This window comes from Candidatus Profftia tarda (assembly GCF_904848675.1).
GTDB lineage: Bacteria > Pseudomonadota > Gammaproteobacteria > Enterobacterales > Enterobacteriaceae > Profftia > Profftia tarda.
Map to the genome: position 1 here is coordinate 238,365 of NZ_LR890047.1, position 20,645 is coordinate 259,009.

10 protein-coding genes are annotated in these 20,645 nt (G+C 31.9%); 6 read left to right on the forward strand and 4 right to left on the reverse strand.

The genetic code is table 11. The features are described 5' to 3' along the window. Positions 1-97 precede the first annotated feature (97 nt). Positions 98-2,503: an LPS assembly protein LptD gene (gene lptD, locus KTT71_RS00605; RefSeq protein WP_216782557.1), complete on the reverse strand. Its 2,406-nt coding sequence runs from the start codon at positions 2,501-2,503 to the stop codon at positions 98-100. A gap of 1,113 nt (positions 2,504-3,616) precedes the next feature. Here lptD and djlA point away from each other — a divergent pair. Beyond that, on the forward strand, positions 3,617-4,429 hold the full coding sequence (gene djlA / locus KTT71_RS00610) for a co-chaperone DjlA (protein WP_216782558.1): 813 nt from the start codon (positions 3,617-3,619) through the stop codon (positions 4,427-4,429). 1,609 nt (positions 4,430-6,038) lie between these two features. On the opposite strand, the gene prlC is transcribed toward djlA, so the two are convergent. Next, the gene (gene prlC, locus KTT71_RS00615) at positions 6,039-8,078 is read right to left on the reverse strand and encodes an oligopeptidase A (protein WP_216782559.1); all 2,040 of its coding nucleotides are present in this window, start codon (positions 8,076-8,078) and stop codon (positions 6,039-6,041) included. Positions 8,079-8,616: 538 nt separating this feature from the next. Between prlC and waaA the strand changes: the two genes are divergently transcribed. Continuing rightward, positions 8,617-9,891 (forward strand): lipid IV(A) 3-deoxy-D-manno-octulosonic acid transferase, encoded by a 1,275-nt coding sequence (gene waaA, locus KTT71_RS00620; protein WP_216782723.1) that lies wholly within the window; start codon positions 8,617-8,619, stop codon positions 9,889-9,891. Positions 9,892-9,902: 11 nt separating this feature from the next. Continuing rightward, a complete protein-coding gene (gene coaD / locus KTT71_RS00625) occupies positions 9,903-10,394 on the forward strand; it encodes a pantetheine-phosphate adenylyltransferase (RefSeq protein WP_216782560.1) in 492 nt (163 codons plus the stop codon). A 690-nt stretch (positions 10,395-11,084) separates the two neighbouring features. Here coaD and nrdB read toward each other — a convergent pair. Together nrdB and nrdA are read right to left on the reverse strand one after the other, a co-directional pair. Then, entirely contained in the window at positions 11,085-12,215 is a 1,131-nt protein-coding gene (nrdB, locus tag KTT71_RS00630; RefSeq protein WP_216782724.1) for a class Ia ribonucleoside-diphosphate reductase subunit beta, read from the reverse strand. An 89-nt stretch (positions 12,216-12,304) separates the two neighbouring features. Then, positions 12,305-14,590 (reverse strand): class 1a ribonucleoside-diphosphate reductase subunit alpha, encoded by a 2,286-nt coding sequence (nrdA, locus tag KTT71_RS00635; protein WP_216782561.1) that lies wholly within the window; start codon positions 14,588-14,590, stop codon positions 12,305-12,307. Between the two features lie 2,067 nt (positions 14,591-16,657). On the opposite strand from nrdA, the gene dnaQ reads away from it, so the two are divergent. From dnaQ to rpoZ, 3 genes are all read left to right on the forward strand, one after another. Next, positions 16,658-17,383 carry a DNA polymerase III subunit epsilon gene (gene dnaQ / locus KTT71_RS00640; protein WP_216782725.1) on the forward strand — a complete coding sequence of 242 codons (726 nt, stop codon included), beginning with the start codon at positions 16,658-16,660 and terminating at the stop codon, positions 17,381-17,383. Positions 17,384-18,359: 976 nt separating this feature from the next. Then, positions 18,360-18,983 carry a guanylate kinase gene (gene gmk / locus KTT71_RS00645; RefSeq protein WP_216782562.1) on the forward strand — a complete coding sequence of 208 codons (624 nt, stop codon included), beginning with the start codon at positions 18,360-18,362 and terminating at the stop codon, positions 18,981-18,983. Positions 18,984-19,029: 46 nt separating this feature from the next. After that, positions 19,030-19,272: a DNA-directed RNA polymerase subunit omega gene (rpoZ, locus tag KTT71_RS00650; protein ID WP_216782563.1), complete on the forward strand. Its 243-nt coding sequence runs from the start codon at positions 19,030-19,032 to the stop codon at positions 19,270-19,272. Positions 19,273-20,645: the final 1,373 nt, after the last annotated feature.

The following is a 20,645-nucleotide window of genomic DNA, read 5'->3' on the forward strand; positions in this document are numbered from 1 at the left end:
TTCCTATTTTTAATATGAATTGATTCCAGTAAATACAGCTCTGGTTTACTCAATTATTTTCAACTGAGCAATTTTTAGAACGCAAAATTTCATAATATTAGAAAAATCTTTGATAAGGAAGAATACCTCTTTCCAGTATTTTATTAGCATCTATGTCATATTTATTTCCAAATCCATTTAGTCTAAAATTAAAGGATAATTTATTATCAAACTTACTGGTTGGCTCAGATATACCACAGTCCCACGAGGTAATTTTACGTTCATAGTTCATGCTAGCAGACCAGCAGCAGGTATTATACTGCAGACCAACTAAAGTATTAACTGTCTGCTTAGCTTTTGTATCGTAGTAGCACCCTCCAAACAATGCAAGTTTTTTAGTAGCTGGAAAACTGCCTACAGCACCAACTTGACTAATACCTTGATTATATAGATCGTTAGATCGATACTGTGGGATTATTGCTATTAAGTATTCAGGACTAGCATAACGATAGTTCAATTGAATCATAGTTTTAGCATCGTTTCTACATTCAATTGATACATCCCCCAGCGCTATATTATTGAAATGAGTATCATATTGCAGGCTATCACGTATATCCCATAAGTCACTGATTTTCCAGTATGCATCACTTGCCCATACTAAGTTACCAGTCTTCTTATCTTTATCCGTAAATATAGAATCACCGCCTCCATGTGGTCCGTGTTTGAAAGAGTAAATCTGCCCAAGAGATGCATTAAAGCGTTCAATTAGCTTATCATCATAAATCCTAGTTGTAAGCCCAGTAGATATTTGATTAGCAGACGCTATGCGATCAAGACCGCTATATATACGATCTCTGAATAGGCCCGTATAATCCATTTGTAGCAGCGTGGAATCGTAAATTCCGATATTGCTTTGATCTCGATAAGGAATGTACAAGTATTGAACATGTGGCTCCAGGGTTTGAATACAACTAGAATTCCAATCTGTATTTCGGTTTAAGATAATTTTACTATCTATTTTAAATTCAGGTATTACCCTGTTAATAGAACTACTGAGATGAACGGCTCTTGGGTGATTTATATAATAATTTTTGGGTATAATTTGTTCATATCGTGTTACCATGAACTTAGTTTCAGTATTTAAATCAATCCAACTTTTATGCCAATTTATATCTACAGTTGGTTCAAAATGATAACGATTAGCCTCTATTTGATTAATGCTTTTATTTTTAAATTTAACTGTTTGAGCGTATAAATTTATTTGAAAGGGACCGAGATTATTTGTTTGGTAATTAAGATCTACCTGAGGCTCTACCAGATATGAATTAGAATGACCCGCATCAGTAAAAATTTGAAATTGTTTAGTCGACAAGCTAGCGCTCCAATTTTGATTCGCGTATCCCAGGAAAAATTTTTGTGTAGAATAGCCATCGGCGCTAGATCCATGGGTAGAATATACATCATTAAAGTAATGAGGATCGCTAACTTTAGTATAGTCGACATTGAAATGCCATACATGATCCATGACACCTTTATGATTCCAGTAGAATAGCCAACGTTTTTTATTATCCTCTTTATGGGTATTTATGTTATTTTTTTCTAACTTATTGTTTGTGTACTGCTTATCATTGTTTAACCAATCAAACTCTATTAAACCTGCACCAACAAAGCTCAAGTAACGTAATTCATTCTGCACTTGTAAACCACGTTCTACTATGTAGCGAGGTGTGATTGTTGCATCTATATATGATCCTATACTCCAGTACCACGGTAGGCTAACCTCAAGCCCACCAGTACTAGAGTATTTGCTACTGGGTATCAGAAAACCTGAGCGACGTTTATTGCCAACAGGCAACCGAAGATATGGGCTATAAAATATTGGTACTGGGCCAATCTTAAATTGTGCATCCCAAATTTCAGCTACTTCTTCTTTATGATCCTGAATAATTTTAGCACCAGATACGCTCCAACTATTATCACCTGGCAAACATGAGGTAAAAGTCCCATTTTCCAGAATAGCATATCGGTTTCTAGGGCAGGTTTGTATGATATCAGTTGTTCCACGACCTTGACGCCCTAAAAACTGATAAGTACTTTCCCATACCTTGGTGTTTTTATTATTTAAATTAGACCAAGAATGAGAACCTTTTATTTGCACATTATTATCTGAGTAATTCACGCTACCAGTAGCGGTTAGCGTGCGTACTGGATTGTATTTATCTTCGAGAAATTCCTGTTCGAGCTTGACCTGATCTGCTGTAAGAGTAAGACTGCCCTGATCTATGCGCACATTACCGCTAAAAACGATATTATCAGGGTAGTTGATATTAATTTTATCAGCCTGTACATATATTGGTAAATGACTTGGATTGTCTGACACCAGCGGTTTGTCATGGATAGGTAGTTCATTTAAGCATTGTTCAGAAAGATCCGCTAGAACGCTTGTATTGTACAGTAGCAAAAAAAATAGCGCCGCGACCAATTTTGGAATATTCTTTTTATATATAGTTTTATTAATTTCCATTATTAGCAGAATCATGTAGTAAATATTTTATTATATCATTCTTTAAATAGCTTTGTTTAATAAATAAACTTTATCAGACTCCATAACTAGATTGAAATATAATTTTTTAATATATTATCTCAATTTTACTCATAAACAGAATTAATTTTCTTATAAAGTAGTATGTAGGCAATAAAAAATTATTGAGTTTATATCTCCTGAATTCGTCTTTATAAGAATATGAGAGTATAATATTTTTCTGCAGAATATATTTTCTTACCATTGAAGATAACTATGTAATAAATTAATATAATATTAATTATGAATATGATTGTAATTCTTTTTTAATCGTTTAGTAATAACTTTAATCTTTTAAAGATTTTAAAAGTTTTAATATTAAATTTCTGCACTGTTTTAATAAACTGTTTTTGGTAGTAATTCAAATATCGCAAATATGAGAATAAAATCACAACATATTTCGACAAAAAATATTTGGCAGTTATGTGCAGATAATACAGTTTTTTACAAAGATAATTAAACATTAATTAGTATGATTCTAACGAAAAGATACTATAGTAACATTAATTACATATTAAACTTAATAGTGATATGTATAAAATTATCTGAATCGGTAAAATTACCGAGCTTGTATTAAGAATAATATACGTACTGAATTAGTAGGATATTAATTTATAATTCAAGGGTCATGGTGTTCTAAGTTTATCTGTAAGTTTATGGCTATAATCCTTTATGAAAAAATCTTGTTGCTCATTTATTATGAAACATATTATAAGTCTAGAAAGATAAATGTCTCATGATGTAATATCTTACTAGTACATTAATATCTGGAGATAACTATAATATTTTGAAGAATACATAAAGGCTGTGTTGCACTTATAATGCAACAATATTTTATATCATACTTATCCTAGTGATACTGCTAGGATTCGGCATCACTAAATAAGAATTGTTGTGATTATTTTGCGTATTTGAATGATAAGATAAGTGAGGATCATCTGTATGAAATTGAAATCCTACCCATATGTCATTCAATTTTTATCTCTTCAAAAATTCCTCATTTTATTGTATTATGAATAAAAATTCTGTCCCACGGCATGATCAATTGAGGACAATATGCATTGTTGGGGTAAATTCATCGGAGTAGTTATTAGTATGATATTAGGCACTGGTTTTTGGGGTGCTTTATTAGGTTTTATTATTGGAAATATAATTGATGAATCTCGTCAAGCGAAAAATAGAGATTTCTTCTCTACGAGGGATCATAGACAAGCTCTTTTCTTTGACACCACATTTCAGGTTATGGGACACCTTACCAAGTCCAAAGGGCGAGTGACTGAAGCTGATATTCACGTTGCTAGTGATCTAATGGAACAGATGCATCTGCATGGCGCCGCTAGAACATCTGCGCAGCAAGCGTTTCGTGAAGGTAAGCAATCTGATTTTATACTTCGTAAAAAAATTCAAGAATTACGTAGTATATGTTTTAATAGTATAGATTTGATTAGTATATTTTTAGAAATTCAGCTACAAGCAGCATTTGCTGATGGATCACTACATCCTAATGAACGAGCAGTTTTATATGTGATTGCTGAAGAGCTCGGGTTTTCACGTATTAAGTTCGATCAGTTCATCAGTATGATGGAAGGTGGAAAACAGTTTAGTAGCCGGCAAAAGAGGTATGGATACGGCGGCGCTCAAGATCGGGGAACTCCTACGGTATTAGATGCCTATAAAGTTCTAGGTTTAAATCCTGATGACAACGTTATGACGATAAAAAAGGCATATCGTAAGCTGATGAATGAGCATCATCCAGATAAGCTGGTTGCAAAAGGTTTACCATCTGAAATGATGGAAATGGCCAAGCAAAAAGTCCAAGATATTCAGGCTGCTTATGATTTTATTAAGAAAGATAAAGGATTTAAGTAACAACTTCTCCTGTATAAATTTGATGATGAATTTCCATGCCTGTATTTAAAGTAAGTATGATCATCTAGTATTGAGTAGTCCAGAATAAGAGAAGTATTTTTCAGATAATACTTTTAAATAAAAAGTATTCTCATATAAGCACAAATTTAGCTAGCACTACATTCGTGCTTATAATTCATAATATATATAGCAGTCAATAGTTATTTCTAAAACAATCAGATATTATCTGATTGTTAAGAACTATCTAATTATAAATTAATTGGCTATATTTATTTAACAAAATCATCAACTATGAGAATAAAGAATAGAATGTTGTTTTATCAAATTTGATTGTATAAGAAAACTGTTTAGTTACAGACATTTATATAATTTTAAGATTATTTTGCTCAAATAATTATGTTTAGAATCATAAAATTATTCTAGTAATCTTACTAAGATTGGTCGATCAAAAACATTTGATCTTATCATATAAGTAATTTTGATTACAAAATCATCTTTGTTATGCACAATAATATATAGTATTTCTTTTTATTTTTTTGAGATCAAAATCATTTGAAAATAGCGTATATCAAAATGATAAAATAAATTAGCTGCTATTCAAGTCTAATGACTATTGTAGAAAATTCTGCTAAAATATACATTCCTTCAGTATATATACAAAGATCTTTAGATTAAGATATAGGTCATAAATTGCTGTGCATAAATATTTTTAATATTTGAAATAATTTCAAGTACTTGATATTTTATATTTAACTTTAATATTTTCTGTAAATGTTAGTTCGTTAAGGATAAATATTTTATTCTATTAGAAATTAACTGCAAGCATAAAAAATACATCCTTTGAATAGTTCTATTTATAAAATTTATTAACTTCTGGAATATCATATAAAATAATTAATATGCAAATAATATAGGATTATCCTAATATTAGGAGCTGATTATCTAAACAATAGTTTTAGTCATGGTATATGAAAATTAAAATAATTTTGATAATGATTAAACAACTTATTTTCAGTAACTTGCGCAGTACTTGTTTTTTATTTACTTAATATAATCTAGACTAATAACTTTTATTTTAATTTAGTAATGCTAAAGTATGTATAGAATGAATCTATGTATACCTTTTCAAGGTATCTTCAAACTATTTTTAGATAAAAACACTACTTATGTAAGTAGCACAATAAACTTTGTTATAAATAATAGTAAATTACTAAAACTTACATAATTTCTCGTTTAAGCATGATACTTGTGCATTTCAACTGCGCTTACATTTATTTCTGCAGTTTTATCTAGAATACCATCATTTTCTATATAAGTTTGGTTATATACTATTACATTTAATTTTTTCTATAGCTTTTGTTCCTATGCATCAGCTCTTCAGAATCTTTTAATATATTTTGACGTAATGCTATAGTATAGATACTAGATACTGTATAATTTATCTTATCTTGAATCTATTTATTGGATTACATCCTAGATCGTTCTGATATCAATATCAGAAAGTCGTAATTTCTTCAATAATATGCAATAATTACCATTTTCTTCCTTAATTCAATCGTATAGGTATTATTTATATTTTTTCTTCTCTAGTATGAAGATTAAATTACTACTATTTCATACTATAATGAGTCAACATTACATCAATTCTAGGCTCACGACCACGAAATTTCTTAAATAAATTCATTGGATCATCAGATCCGCCTTGCGATAGGATCTCATCGAGAAATAAACGACCAGTATCTGGGTTAAAAATACCTTCTTCTTTAAAACGTGAAAAGGCATCTGCAGAGAGTACTTCTGCCCAAAGATAGCTATAATAACCTGCTGCATATCCACCAGAAAAGATATGGTTAAAAGTATGAAGAGGTCGCTCCCAATCTTTTGAGGGTATTACAGCGATCATTTCTTTAACCTCTTTGGTAATTTCTACAATACGCGGACCTTTTGCAGGATCAAATTCTTTATGCAGACGGAAGTCAAGCATCCCAAGTTCTATTTGACGCAGAATAAAAAGTGCTTTCTGATAATTTTTAGATATGAGTATTTTATTTAAAATTTCTTTTGGGATTGGCTCATCAGTCTCGTAATGACCTGATATAAATGCTAAAGCTTTTGGCTCCCAGCACCAGTTTTCCATAAATTGGCTTGATAGTTCCACGGCATCCCACGGTACTCCATTAATGCCAGATACATCAGATATTTCGATCGTAGTAAGGATATGGTGTAAACAGTGGCCAAATTCGTGGAATAATGTAGTGACTTCTCTGTGAGTCAATAAAGAAGGTATATCTCCTATTGGAGGATTAAAATTACAAGTTAAATAAGCAACTGGATTTTGCACGCTACCATCGGCACGGCGCATCCGCCCGACGCAGTTATCCATCCACGCACCACCACATTTATTTTCACGTGTATATAGGTCAAGATAAAAACTACCGCATAATTCATTCTTAGCATTATAAAGATCGAAGAATCGGATATGAGGGTCCCATACTTCTACATTATAGCGTTCTTTTGTGGTGATACCATAAATCAGGTGAGTTATCTTAAACAATCCATTTAATACTCTATTTCCGGGGAAATAGGGACGTATTTGTTCTTCGCTAATGGAATAAAGCTGTGCTTTATGTTTATTGCTGTAGTATATGATATCCCATGGTTTAAGCGTTTTTAGATTGTAGTACTTTTTTGTATATGAAAGTAGTTTAGCTAATTCCTTTGTCCCCTGATAGTACATTCTCTGTGTCAAATCATTAAGGAATCTAAGTACTTGCTGTGGATTTTTAGCCATTTTTTTCACTAATGATTTATCAGCATAAGACTTAAAGCATAGAATCTGGGCCATTTCATGGCGTAAATGTAGAGTTTCGTCTATAATATTACTATTGTCCCACTTACCTGCATGAGGACCTTGATCAGATGCGCGCGTGTTAAATGCTTGATATATCTCATGACGCAGTAGCTGGTTATCCGCATGAGTCATAATATTTAGATAACTAGGTGCGTCCAAAGTAATTAGCCAGCCCTTTTTTGACTTAGATTCTGCTAGTATTTTTGCTATATTCTTATAGCTCTCTGTGAGACCTGCAAGATCCTCCTCATTGGTAATAAGCTTATTCCAGCCCATGGTAGCATCAAGCACGTTATTGCTAAATATTGAATCAAGTTCGGAGAGCCTAATCATAATTTTAGCAAGGCGCTGTTTTTTTTCTGTTAGCAGACCGACACCAGATAGTTTAAAATTTTGCAGTGAAAGTTCTACTGCTTTTTTCTGTGCTTTAGTTAATCTTGTAAATATCTCGCTGTTTTTGAGGTTGATATAGGCTTTATATAAATCCTCGTGTTGCCCTGACCAAGCCTTATATTCTGAAAGCAAATGTAAACACTGCTCGTAGGCTTCTCGTATTTCTGAGGTTTTTTTTACAGAATTTAGATGATTTACTAGAGAAAATATACGGTTTAAACGGTCCTCTTTTTCATTAAGTGGTTGGCATAGGTTGTCCCAAGTAAATGGTTCTGTTTGTGCAACTATCTTTTCTATTACATCACGACAATCTGCTAGCAAGATGCTTACTGCCGGCACTATTTCTGTATATTTAATATTAGAGAACGGTGGAAGTCTAAAGGGCATGAGTAAGGAATTGCTCATAATGAAGATCCTAATATGATTTTTTATATATTAATCAAATGGTGTTTGGATTTCCTAGTGTTATGCTTTTATTTTTAGATATATAGAATGCATTATAATACACATTATATTCAGAAATAGGTTATTAACACTTATTGTTAATTCTCCATTTATAATTATGGACGCTATTATTAGTAGATCTTTATGAGATCTTATAAAAATTTTACATATTAAAAAAGTATTGGTATTTAATTACTAAGAATTAATGATTAATTAAATCTCAAGTTTTAATATAACTAATATGAGGAATTCTTACTTCTGCAGAGCATATCTAACAAGACATAGATGATTTTATCCATAAATTACGCATTAAGATATGTAATTGATAATAATACTGTATTAATAGATCTTAAATATTAACCATTCCAGTAGTTTTCTACTATATTGAATAACTAAAAATATCTTTATTGATGTTTGTTAGGATTATTTTGTATCATATCTCTATATTTTTAAATATTTGGAATCTTTTACTAAAGTGCCTTTACTATATAAACCCCGTATTCTACAGAGACTGTATACTATACTGTTTTACATAATACAGCCACTAATTTGGATTAAATTATGGATGCGTGGTTCCAAGGATCCTGCTTATAGAAAGCGTTGGGCGGAGCGTTATGGCTTCTGTTCAAAAAAAATGTTATCAGGCGGAATTATGCTACATTTGGTTTCTGTAGGAGAAATATTCGCTGCTATACCTTTAGTGAAGGAATTGCTCTGTCGCTATCCAACATTTCCTCTAACTATTACAACTATGACTCCAACTGGTTCTGAGCGTATACAATCTTTGTTTAATCAAGAAGTGCAACATGTCTATCTACCTTATGATTTACCCGGCTCCATAAACCGTTTCCTGGAGCAATTTAATCCCAGATTAGTTCTAATTATGGAAACTGAAATTTGGCCTAATCTCATTATAGAGCTTAGCAAACGTCAAATTCCTCTAGTAATTGTAAATGCTCGCTTATCAGCATTATCTGCTAAAAGATACTCTAGAATTTACAGCTTAATTAGTGATACGGTCCGCCGTATTACTTTAATTTGTGCTCAGAATGAAGCCGATGCCGAGCGTTTTCTCTCTCTGGGTGTATTACGTTCACAATTATCTATCACTGGTAATTTAAAATTCGAGATTTCTGTTACCCCTGATCTTGCCGCTAAGGCAGTCAGGTTGCGACATAAGTGGGGATTGAATTGTCCAGTATGGATAGCAACTAGCACTCATAAAGGCGAAGAAAAAATTTTAATAGAAGCTCATAAACAACTTTTAAATCGCTTTACTGATCTATTGCTTATTCTAGTTCCCCGCCATCCTGAACGTTTTGACGATGTTATCGAACTAACAAGGGGTGCTGGCCTCTCCTATGTAACTCGGTCATCAGGTAATAGACCATCCCCTAAAACTCAAGTAATAATTGGAAATACTATGGGTGAATTGATGTTACTCTATGGAGTAGCTGACCTTGCATTTGTAGGCGGTAGTCTTGTTGAACAAGGAGGACATAATCCATTAGAGCCATCTGCATATGCTATTCCTGTCTTAATGGGCCCACATACCATTAATTTTAGAGAAATATGTTCAAAGCTAGAGCAGGCTAATGGTTTAATTATTATCAGGGATACAGCATCTTTAGTAAAAGAAGTGACTACTTTACTTCTAGATAAGGAATGCAGACGTCAACATGGGCGCTATGCTATAGAGGTGCTGAACAGGAATAAAGGTTCCCTGCAAAATATTCTATACTTTCTTGAGCCCATCTTACAAAAAATAAAATGAGAAGATAAGATATGGGGAAAAGCGCTATCTATCCCGGAACGTTCGATCCTATCACAAATGGCCATTTAGACCTAGTAACTCGTGCAGCAAGCATGTTTGAACGTTTAATATTAGCTGTTGCAGCTAGCCCCAGCAAAAAAAATCTATTTAGATTGGAAGAGCGTGTAGCTTTGGCAACAAATATCACTACGCATTTACCTAACGTAGAAGTTTTAGGGTTTAGTAATTTAATCGTGCATTTTGCTCATGATCAAAATGTTCATATCTTGGTAAGAGGGTTAAGAGCAGTATCGGATTTTGAGCATGAAATGCAGCTTGCTCATATGAATCGAGATTTAATGCCTAATCTTGAAACACTCTTTATGATCTCATCAAAAGAATGGTCTTTTGTCTCTTCATCTTTGGTAAAACAAGTAGCTCTTTATGGTGGGGATATATTGCCGTTTGTACCCGAGCAAATTGCTCAGGCCGTAAGATTCTCAATAATGTCCAAAACAATATAGATTAATATTAGTTGCTGCAACTAATCATGAAAAATGTTAGAGTTTTTATATTATAACACTTTATAATTCTATTTATTAATATTCTTTATTCTAAAAATTAATTTTATATTGTTTTTCCTGAATTAATAAAAGTTTAGAAAAATCTAATCATCATACTGCTATACATATGATACCACTAAATAGCAAGCATAGAATATAAAACATTAAATAGCTTATCCAATAAAGAGATTAGTTCTGTACTCTCAATTATAATATACTTTATAAGTATGTCTTCAATTAGAGTAGTGACCTTCCATTTATTTAATCAAAGCATGCTGTCTCTTCTGTGCAGAGATGCATGTGTTGCTAGATGAAAGATGATCATAGCTAATATATCAGTAGATTAAATTAATAAATAGTATCCCTTACTATATAGGATATTTATGATAATAAAAGAAACATTACAGAACAATGTATATAATTATCTATTAATATCAAAAGATTTTAAGCATTTATTGATAAAGGTATCATAATTTTGATTACATAGTTTTGTACAGATACATTATAGTTCTCTAGAACTATTCATGATTAGTATCTGTGATATTATTTCTATTTTAATTAGGTTATACTAATTTTTATATTATATTTTCCTATCTGGATACCAGAGAACGGTTATCGATGTTATCTTTTACGAATATATAATAATCTTATTTATAGTTTAAAATAGCTCAGATCAGCAACGTTGATTTCAGAGTCAATTTGACCAACTAGATAAGAGCTTACTTCAGATTCTTGTGGCGCTACCTGAACGTTATCAGATACTAGCCATGCGTTGATCCAGGGTATTGGGTTGGAACATGATGGAAATGGAAGATCCAAGCCAACTGAATGCATACGGATATTTGTGATATACTCAACGTATTGACATAGAATGTCTTCGTTTAAGCCAATCATTGATCCATCACGGAAGAGGTAAGCTGCCCATTCTTTTTCTTGCTCCGCAGCTAATACAAACAGGTCATAACATTGTTGTTCGCATTCAACAGCCACTACAGCCATCTCGGGATCATCTAGACCTGAGCGCATCAGAGCTAGAATATGTTGAGTACCTGTTAGGTGTAATGCTTCATCACGCGCGATAAGTTTAATTATTTTTGCATTACCTTCCATTAGTTCGCGTTCTGCAAAAGCAAAAGAACATGCAAAGCTTACGTAGAAACGAATCGCTTCCAGCGCATTAACACTCATTAGACACAAATAAAGCTGTCTCTTTAAAGAATGTAGGTTAATACTGATATTTTTGCCATTAACCTGATGATTGCCTTCGCCTAATATATGCCAGTAACTACTCATTTTGATCAGGTCATCGTAGTAGCGGGAAATATCTGTTGCACGTTTGACGATCTCTGTATTAATAACAATATCGTCAAATATTGTAGCCGGATTATTGACAATATTACGGATAATATGTGTGTAGGATCGTGAGTGAATAGTTTCGTAAAATGACCAGGTTTCAATCCAAGTCTCCAACTCAGGAATCGAGTTAAGGGGGAGTAATGCCACATTAGGGCTGCGGCCTTGAATAGAATCTAGTAACGTCTGGTATTTAAGGTTGCTTATAAAAATATGTTTTTCGTGTTCTGGTAGCGACTGATAGTCAATACGATCACGAGAAACGTCAATTTCTTCAGGACGCCAAAAGAATGAGAGCTGTTTTTCGATTAGTTTCTCAAATATTTCATGTTTTTGCTGATCATAACGAGATACGTTAACCGACTGACCGAAGAACATAGGTTCAAGCAATTGATTATTTCTATTTTGTGAAAATGTAGTATAAGCCATAAAACGTAATCCCATTTCCCTGTATCTTTTAATCTAAAAGCTATAGGTATTAATGTCTATTTTTTATAGACCAAGATGTATTAGTTGTGTTAAATCTTGCAAGCACCACTTTCGCAGTTATCGTCTTTTTTGCCAATCCTAGAGTCATCTTGTATATCTCCTGCACCATCACGTGTGTTATGATAATATAGTGTCTTAACTCCAAATTTATAGGCTGTGAGCAAGTCTGTTAATAGCTGTTTCATAGGAATTTTCCCATATGGAAAACGAGAGGGATCGTAGTTAGTGTTCGCCGATATAGATTGATCAATGAACTTTTGCATCAGACCGATTAGTTGTAAATAACCATTGTTATTTGGTATCTCCCACAGCAGTTCATATTTATTTTTCAAATTTTCATATTCAGGTACTACTTGACGCAGGATACCATCCTTTGAAGCTTTAATGCTAACATAACCGCGTGGCGGCTCAATACCGTTTGTTGCATTAGAAATCTGTGAAGAGGTTTCAGAAGGCATAAGGGCAGAGAGAGTTGAGTTACGAAGGCCATAACGTTTTATATCTATACGTAAAGTTTCCCAATCATAATGTAGAGGTTCCTTGCAAATAGTGTCTAAATCTTTTTTGTACGTGTCTATTGGTAATATACCTTGCGCATATGTGGTTTCATTAAACCATGGGCAAGCGCCTTTTTCTTTAGCAATATCATTAGATGCTTTTAGCAGGTAATACTGCATAGCTTCAAATGTTTTATGAGTCAGATTGTTAGCACTCCCATCCGAATACCGCATATCGTTTTTTGCCAAATAGTAAGCGTAGTTAATCACTCCGATGCCTAAGGTACGACGACCCATTGCACCATTCTTAGCTGCTATAGTAGGATAGTCTTGATAATCTAGCAAAGCATCAAGTGCGCGAACTGCAAGGATTGAAAGTTCCTCCAAATCTTCAATTGAATTGATTGCGCCAAGATTAAAAGCCGATAATGTACATAAAGCTATTTCTCCATTTTTATCATTAATATCTTGCAATGGATTAGTAGGTAATACGATTTCTAGGCATAGATTTGATTGACGCACTGGTGCTATGGTTGAATCAAACGGGCTGTGGGTATTACAGTGATCAACGTGTTGTATGTAGATACGACCGGTTGATGCTCGTTCTTGCATCATAAGTGAGAACAGTTCTACTGCTTTCACTGTTTTCTTACGGATATTTATATCTGCTTCATATCCTATATACAGACGTTCGAATTTATCCTGATCTGCGAAGAAGGAATCATACAATCCTGGAACATCAGATGGACTAAACAGAGTAATATATCCACCCTTTATTAAGCGCTGATACATTAGCCTGTTTAGTTGAACGCCGTAGTCTATATGACGTACACGGTTTCCTTCAATGCCACGGTTATTTTTAAGTACGAGAAGACTTTCGATTTCTAGATGCCAAAATGGATAAAATAATGTTGCTGCACCACCGCGCACACCGCCTTGGGAGCATGATTTTACCGCAGTTTGGAAATGTTTGTAGAACGGAATACATCCAGTATGGAAGGCTTCACCACATCGTATTGGACTACCTAAAGCACGTATGCGACCAGCGTTTATTCCGATCCCTGCTCTTTGCGAAACATATTTTACAATAGTGCTGGCGGTCGCATTGATAGAATTTAAACTATCTCCACACTCAATAAGCACACAAGAGCTAAATTGACGAGTTGGGGTGCGAACGCCAGACATAATAGGTGTTGGTAGTGATATCTTAAATGTAGATACTGCATCATAGAAGCGTTGTATGTAATCTAAACGAGTGTCATGTGAATATTTATAAAACAGGCATGCAGCAATTAGAATATACAAAAATTGTGCGCTCTCATATATCTCTCCAGAGACTCTATTTTGGACCAGATATTTTCCTTCCAACTGTTTCACGGCAGCATATGAAAAATTCATATCACGCCAATGATTTATCATATTATCCATTTGCTCAAAATCTTTTGGAGAGTAATACTCGAGAAGATTTTTATCATATTTTTCCATTTTGACCATTTTTGATACATGATCATATAATTTAGGCGGTGTAAACTGACCGTATGCTTTTTTACGTAGATGGAAAATAGCTAAACGAGCTGATAGGTATTGATAGTCTGGTACTTTATCCGAAATCAGGTCTGCGGAGGCCTTGATAATAGTTTCATGTATATCAGAAGTACGGATTCCGTCATACAATTGAATTTGAGAACGCAATTCTACCTGAGAAATTGAGATATTATGAAGACCTGCCGCTGCCCAATCTAGAACACGATGAATCTTATCAATATTTATCCGTTCTTTGCTTCCGTTACGCTTAGTGACTAGCAGATTTTGATTCATAAGATATACCTGTCCTAGTGAGCTCTCATGATTCATATCATGGCAATGTTTTTATAACCATTTTATCTTTTATAAAATATTGTGATATGAATTTGAGTAGTGGTTTTGCATGCATGCTGTCAATGGAAAATATGATTTATTAACTAATTTATAATAACAAAATAGTATTCTTATTGTGATCTTGCAAGTATCCGCAATTTTATATAATTATAGATTGCTTAGGATTTAATGTTTATGGTGATTCTCTTGCATTTTTAATATGAGCAATAGCATATGTTGAGAATTACAGGATATAAAATTCAATGTAAAATAAAAATAAATTGATGAATTCCTGATTTATTATTGCTATAGAAAGAACTGCATTGAATAAGGCATACTCGTGTCATCCTTTTAGGTATTCTCGTGACGAGATATCGATATAGAATTTTTAAAACTTGCATCTTATCATTGTATGAACAGCTGTGATAAAACTAGCATTTTATCTATCTAAGATTTATCAGATCCTATAAATCAATCTGATTAATAGAAAATATTAATTCGAGATATCACTATTATTTAGTATGAATACTGGATATAGGATTATTTTTTATCTAAATATTGCCGATATTTAATATGATTATTTTTACTGTTTTTTTATTTTAATATTGACCAGCAATTATAGTGCTAAACTTTCTGGCAAAATGAATGATCGCATGACCTAATAAACTGATTGAGTTGATAGATGATATTATCATCTCGATTAGAGATGGATCATTCTTTTAAAGTAATATCTGTTTTATAATTTCCTGCAACAACCAGTGCTCTATAATTCATCTCAAATGATAAATAGGTGTAGTACATTTCACGTGCTATACCGTAATTTCATGTTTATCTTAGCTAAGAATATAGTGTGAATAGTCAATGTTAACGACTAATCTATAATTTTTAGCTTAGATTTACTACACTATTTTTAGATTCATTAAGTGTTGGCTTGGACCACATAAATAATCAGCTTTGTGTGCATATTCAGATATAATTGGTAAGAAGCAAAAGAATGTTATGGTGTTTATTACAGTATATGCTTCATTTATTTATTTATGTATTTTTTATATATTATTCATTCTTGTTGCCTCCTCTTTAAGTGATAATATTTTAGTTAATACATGAAGCATCCTGCACTGCCTTAGTGGCACGAATACTAAAAATATTCTATCTATGATTATTACACTCTTCTTGATATTTAGTATTTATTCAAGAAAAGAGTTAAAAACATCTTTTATGTTATTAAAATAAACAATACCTTGACCTTATATAGAGTACAAGATGATGAATAAAAATTCATATTTTTCTTAATTTTTTGTTCCTCTTATTAAGTGCTCTATTAGTTTTTAAGTCGAGGATTATCTTTACAGAGTTATTCGAATATTTGCAGAGATATTTAATATATTTTAAAAGGCAAAAATGATTTTTATTTATCAATAATACTTGATTAAAAGTGCATGCATAAGAAGTAATTTGTCAATTTTTTTATCAATATTTGTTCATAACCTATCTATATCTTACCAAAGAAATACAAAATATATATTTAAAAGGAATAGCCTGGTCTTGTTTCTGAAATATGACTACTTATTGCTTAATATACATATTACTTTTATAAACAAGTATAATGAATCCAAAATAGATATGTGATATAATTAGATGATTTCTATCTCTAGGTTAGAAATGGCAACAGTTGTTATTGTGCAGATCAACTCTTATTTTTAATATTTATCTGGATACTGTTTCTGATAAACAAAGCACTATGCAAAACTTTGATAGAATACTTCCTATAATTAGACGATACCACGAAATTATGGGTATGTTAACTTTACTAGGTCAATAATTATTTCTATTCAGTGTATCCTCTTGCTTGTGTTATAGTAGTACCGTTATCATTGTATTCTTATGTTGTGTATGGCAGCATAGCACGTTATATCCCTGCTTAATTTAGATGAACAACCCAATAAACATAGATAAAATATTAATATTTTTGGCACTTCTTATATACTGATCGTTAGTCAAGATTATAAGATATCAGATAATGGTATTATAGATATGATAAAGACTAGACAGATTATCCTTGATACCGAAACTACTGGTATAAATAAAAATGGATGTCATTATGAAGGGCATCAGATAATTGAAATTGGTGCTGTAGAGTTAATTAATAGACGTTTAACCAAAAGCAATTTTCATGTTTATATTAAGCCGGATCGCCTTGTTACCCCTGAAGCATATAGCATTCACGGGATTAGTAATGAATTTTTGTTAGATAAACCTAACTTTTCTAAGATTGCCAATAAATTACTAGAGTTTATAAGTGGTTCTGAGCTTATTATTCATAATGCACCATTTGATATTGGTTTTTTAAACTATGAGCTACGCAACCTCAATAGGTATGCACCTACGATAGAAGAGTGCTGTCAAATAACCGATAGCCTGGTTATAGCACGCCAGCTATTTCCAGGTAAACGCAATAGTTTAGATGCTCTATGCAATCGATATGAAATAGATAATACTAAACGTAAACTGCATGGGGCTTTACTAGATTCCAAAATTCTGGCTGAAGTTTATTTAAGGATGACAGGAGGGCAAACCTCTTTAAATTTCTCGATAGAACTTGAAGAGAAAATGCCATCTATAAACGGCGAATTACAAAAAATAGTCCGTACATCTCAGAGATTAAAAGTTGTTAGAGCAAATAAGCAAGAATTATCCAAACATGATCACTGCCTTGATCTATTAAAAGGAAGCAGGTGTTTATGGAGAGATTAATATCGTTTTATATTTAACTATAGAAAATAGTTGAATAGATAAGATCTATGTAGTTAAAAATATCTTTATTAATATTATTAAAATCGTTTAAGACAGAGTAATACTGTTCATTTTCTATCAATAAAGAGGATGTGATATAATTCATATAATACCGTCTTGTAAATAGGGAGAGTACTAGATACTTCTGAATGTGAATATAGATTCCAAGCGATAATAATGAACTCGAAATGTCTCAGTCATTACAGCTAAACTATATTCTTACTATTGTGATTAGTATTTATTCTGATTATGATTATTTGATGCTATTACGTCATATATTAATGTCGTCTATTATAGAAATATTTTGATAATTGACAGATATTATCATGCTAATGTATATATTAATCAAAATAAGAAAGGCATAGTGATAAAATAGAAGATCATACAAAAAATAATAAAAAATTCAATAGTTTATAGTATATAAAATTATGAAATGTACTTCAGTTTCTTTATGCTATACAATATTGTATAGCTCACAAAACTTTAAGTATTATACTGAAGTTTATGTATTTCAGTTTATGAAATGCAAGATATCAATTTTTCTAGATGATAATTTTTTAGATTGCGTCGTATGACCTTAGAATTCAGTATTTTTAATCTTGAATGCTGAAAGAAGTTTAATATCTTATTATTATATATGATATTGCTACTTAGCATAATTCTAGAGCAAGGTTAAAAATACGATAACAATAATATCATACTATTACTTTAACTTAATATATGCGAATATTCTATAAATGCTATTACTTTGAGTATTGTAGTAAAAAATATTTTTTAGATATTTATAAAGGTTTTCACAATGATTACACAAGACATTTCATTTAATCCTTGCATTGAAAATATATGCAGTAACATGTTAAACATGTAATCTACTATACGATAGATAGTTATCTTTTCTGTATTTTCTAAAACCAGCACAAGTTTCATAATATTTAATATGGCTTCAGGAACTATTTATATCTTTTCCGCGCCTAGTGGAGCGGGAAAAACCAGTCTAATTCAAGCATTGCTAAGAACTCCGATACTGCACGATACTCAGGTATCTATTTCACATACCACGCGTACTAAAAGACCAGGCGAAAACAATGCTGAGCATTATTATTTTGTTTCTACTGATACATTCCGCCAGATGATTAAGCAGGATGCTTTTATAGAGTATGTAAAAGTATTTGATAATTATTATGGAACATCACGTAAAGAAATACAAAATATCTTATCTAATGGGATCGATGTTTTCCTTGATATTGACTGGCAAGGCGCACAACAGATTCGTCATAAAAATATTCGGACACGGAGCATTTTTATTTTACCGCCCTCAAAAGATGAATTAAATTTTCGTCTTCGCAGTCGTGGTCAAGACAGTGATGAAGTCATAGCAAAACGAATGGTGCAAGCTATTCCCGAGATGATGCACTATATAGAATATGACTACCTAATTGTTAATGAGAATTTCGATGTAGCTTTATTCGATCTTCAGACTATTATTTATGCTGAACGTCTTCGGTTAGGTCGTCAGATTATGCGATATAAACCTTTAATTACTAAATTATTAGCAGATTAAGATAATTTTAGTATCATTTTACTCTCCTTATGGAGCAGGAAATTTCATGGCAAATGTAACTTTTCAAGAAGCTGTAGAGAAAATTGGTAACCGCTTTGACTTAGTGTTGGTTGCTGCTCGTCGGGCTCGTGAAATGCAGTTTGGAGCTAAAAATAATTCGGCGCAAGAAGAATATCATAAGTATACTGTGATTGCTCTGCGTGAAATAGAAAAGGATCTTGTCAATAGAAATACCCTAGATCTATGTGATTACCAAGCAGAAAACGATAAAAGATTAATAGAGATTTAAATAGTTAATACAATAATCAAAGATTATCTTTAATCAATAGAAGCAGTGTTCTATTTCTCCCCTAAATATTATGATTAACAATGCTTACTAGAAAGGCACTTGGTGTCTGTTAATAGTCTTAGACTTTAATAGTGACGAGCATCATCAAATATTTAACAAACAAGTATTAAGCAAGTAATACAGATATTGATATAATATTAAGTTCACTGATTATTGTAGAAATAACTCCTATCTACAAAGTAGATATTTATCAAAAGATATTAGGAGATACTCGTGGTAGTAAAAGGATATGTAGGTTACATTGATTTGATAATGGAAAAGATTGAGGCAATAATCATATAACAGTGCAATATCTTTTAGCAAATAATTTCGTTAATATTAATACAATGTCTGATTGTATTAATATTGCACCTTATTTAAAATATATCTGGATGATACTGATTTTCTGACTGCTCTGGCTCCACTTTTATATGCGTTGATACATGACTTAAGAAAAAATCCAGCAAGCAGTTAGTGCTTTACATCACTTGATGTTAATAGCTATATCATTAGCTAAAATAGAGTAAATATCTTTGTGGTCACTATAATATATAATTTAGAAATTCTTAAATGATATCATCATATGATCTTGAGATAGTATAATTAATCTCTATCTTGATGGCTTCTATTATCATTTTTGAATGAAATTTTATAATTTAAAATTTATCTGAAAGAACAGCATTGTACTTGGTTATAAATTTTAATTTTGTTATTCTTAGTAATGTTTACTTCTTATAGCGCATTCTAGAGCGCATGGATATTCTAATATTAGAACTCTCGTCCTGCATTCATATAAAAGTATTTCATGAAATCTGCTAGATCTAATAGAAATATGATATCTATTTTAATTTCATATATAGGTGATAGGTATATTAAATACATGTTTAATATAGTTTCTGTGGCCACTTTCTTTATAAAGATTAGATTTCGTTCTAAGCCGTAAAAAGTTATTTAATAACGATGAAATGCTATGTGTGCCACAATAGTGAAAAGATTATGTAAGATGTATATGAGTATTAAAATTGATCTATTTCTAGATAAAATCTATGCATTTACTTCTCAGACATGCATTCATAGCAGATCTAATATAAGACATATCACTTTTATCCTGCCTATGTATTTATTTAAGAATATCTCAAACGATACTGACAATTCTTATGTGTTATGATTTTTTGATAATCATTACTATATGTTTTTACTAAATAAGTATACGTTAGTGAATATTTATTCATATGATTACTATCCTGATCATACCCTAACATGTAGGATAAGTTAGTTTATCTTTAACACTAAAGTGCGATAAGTAATACTGCAAATGCTGAAAATATTAGATT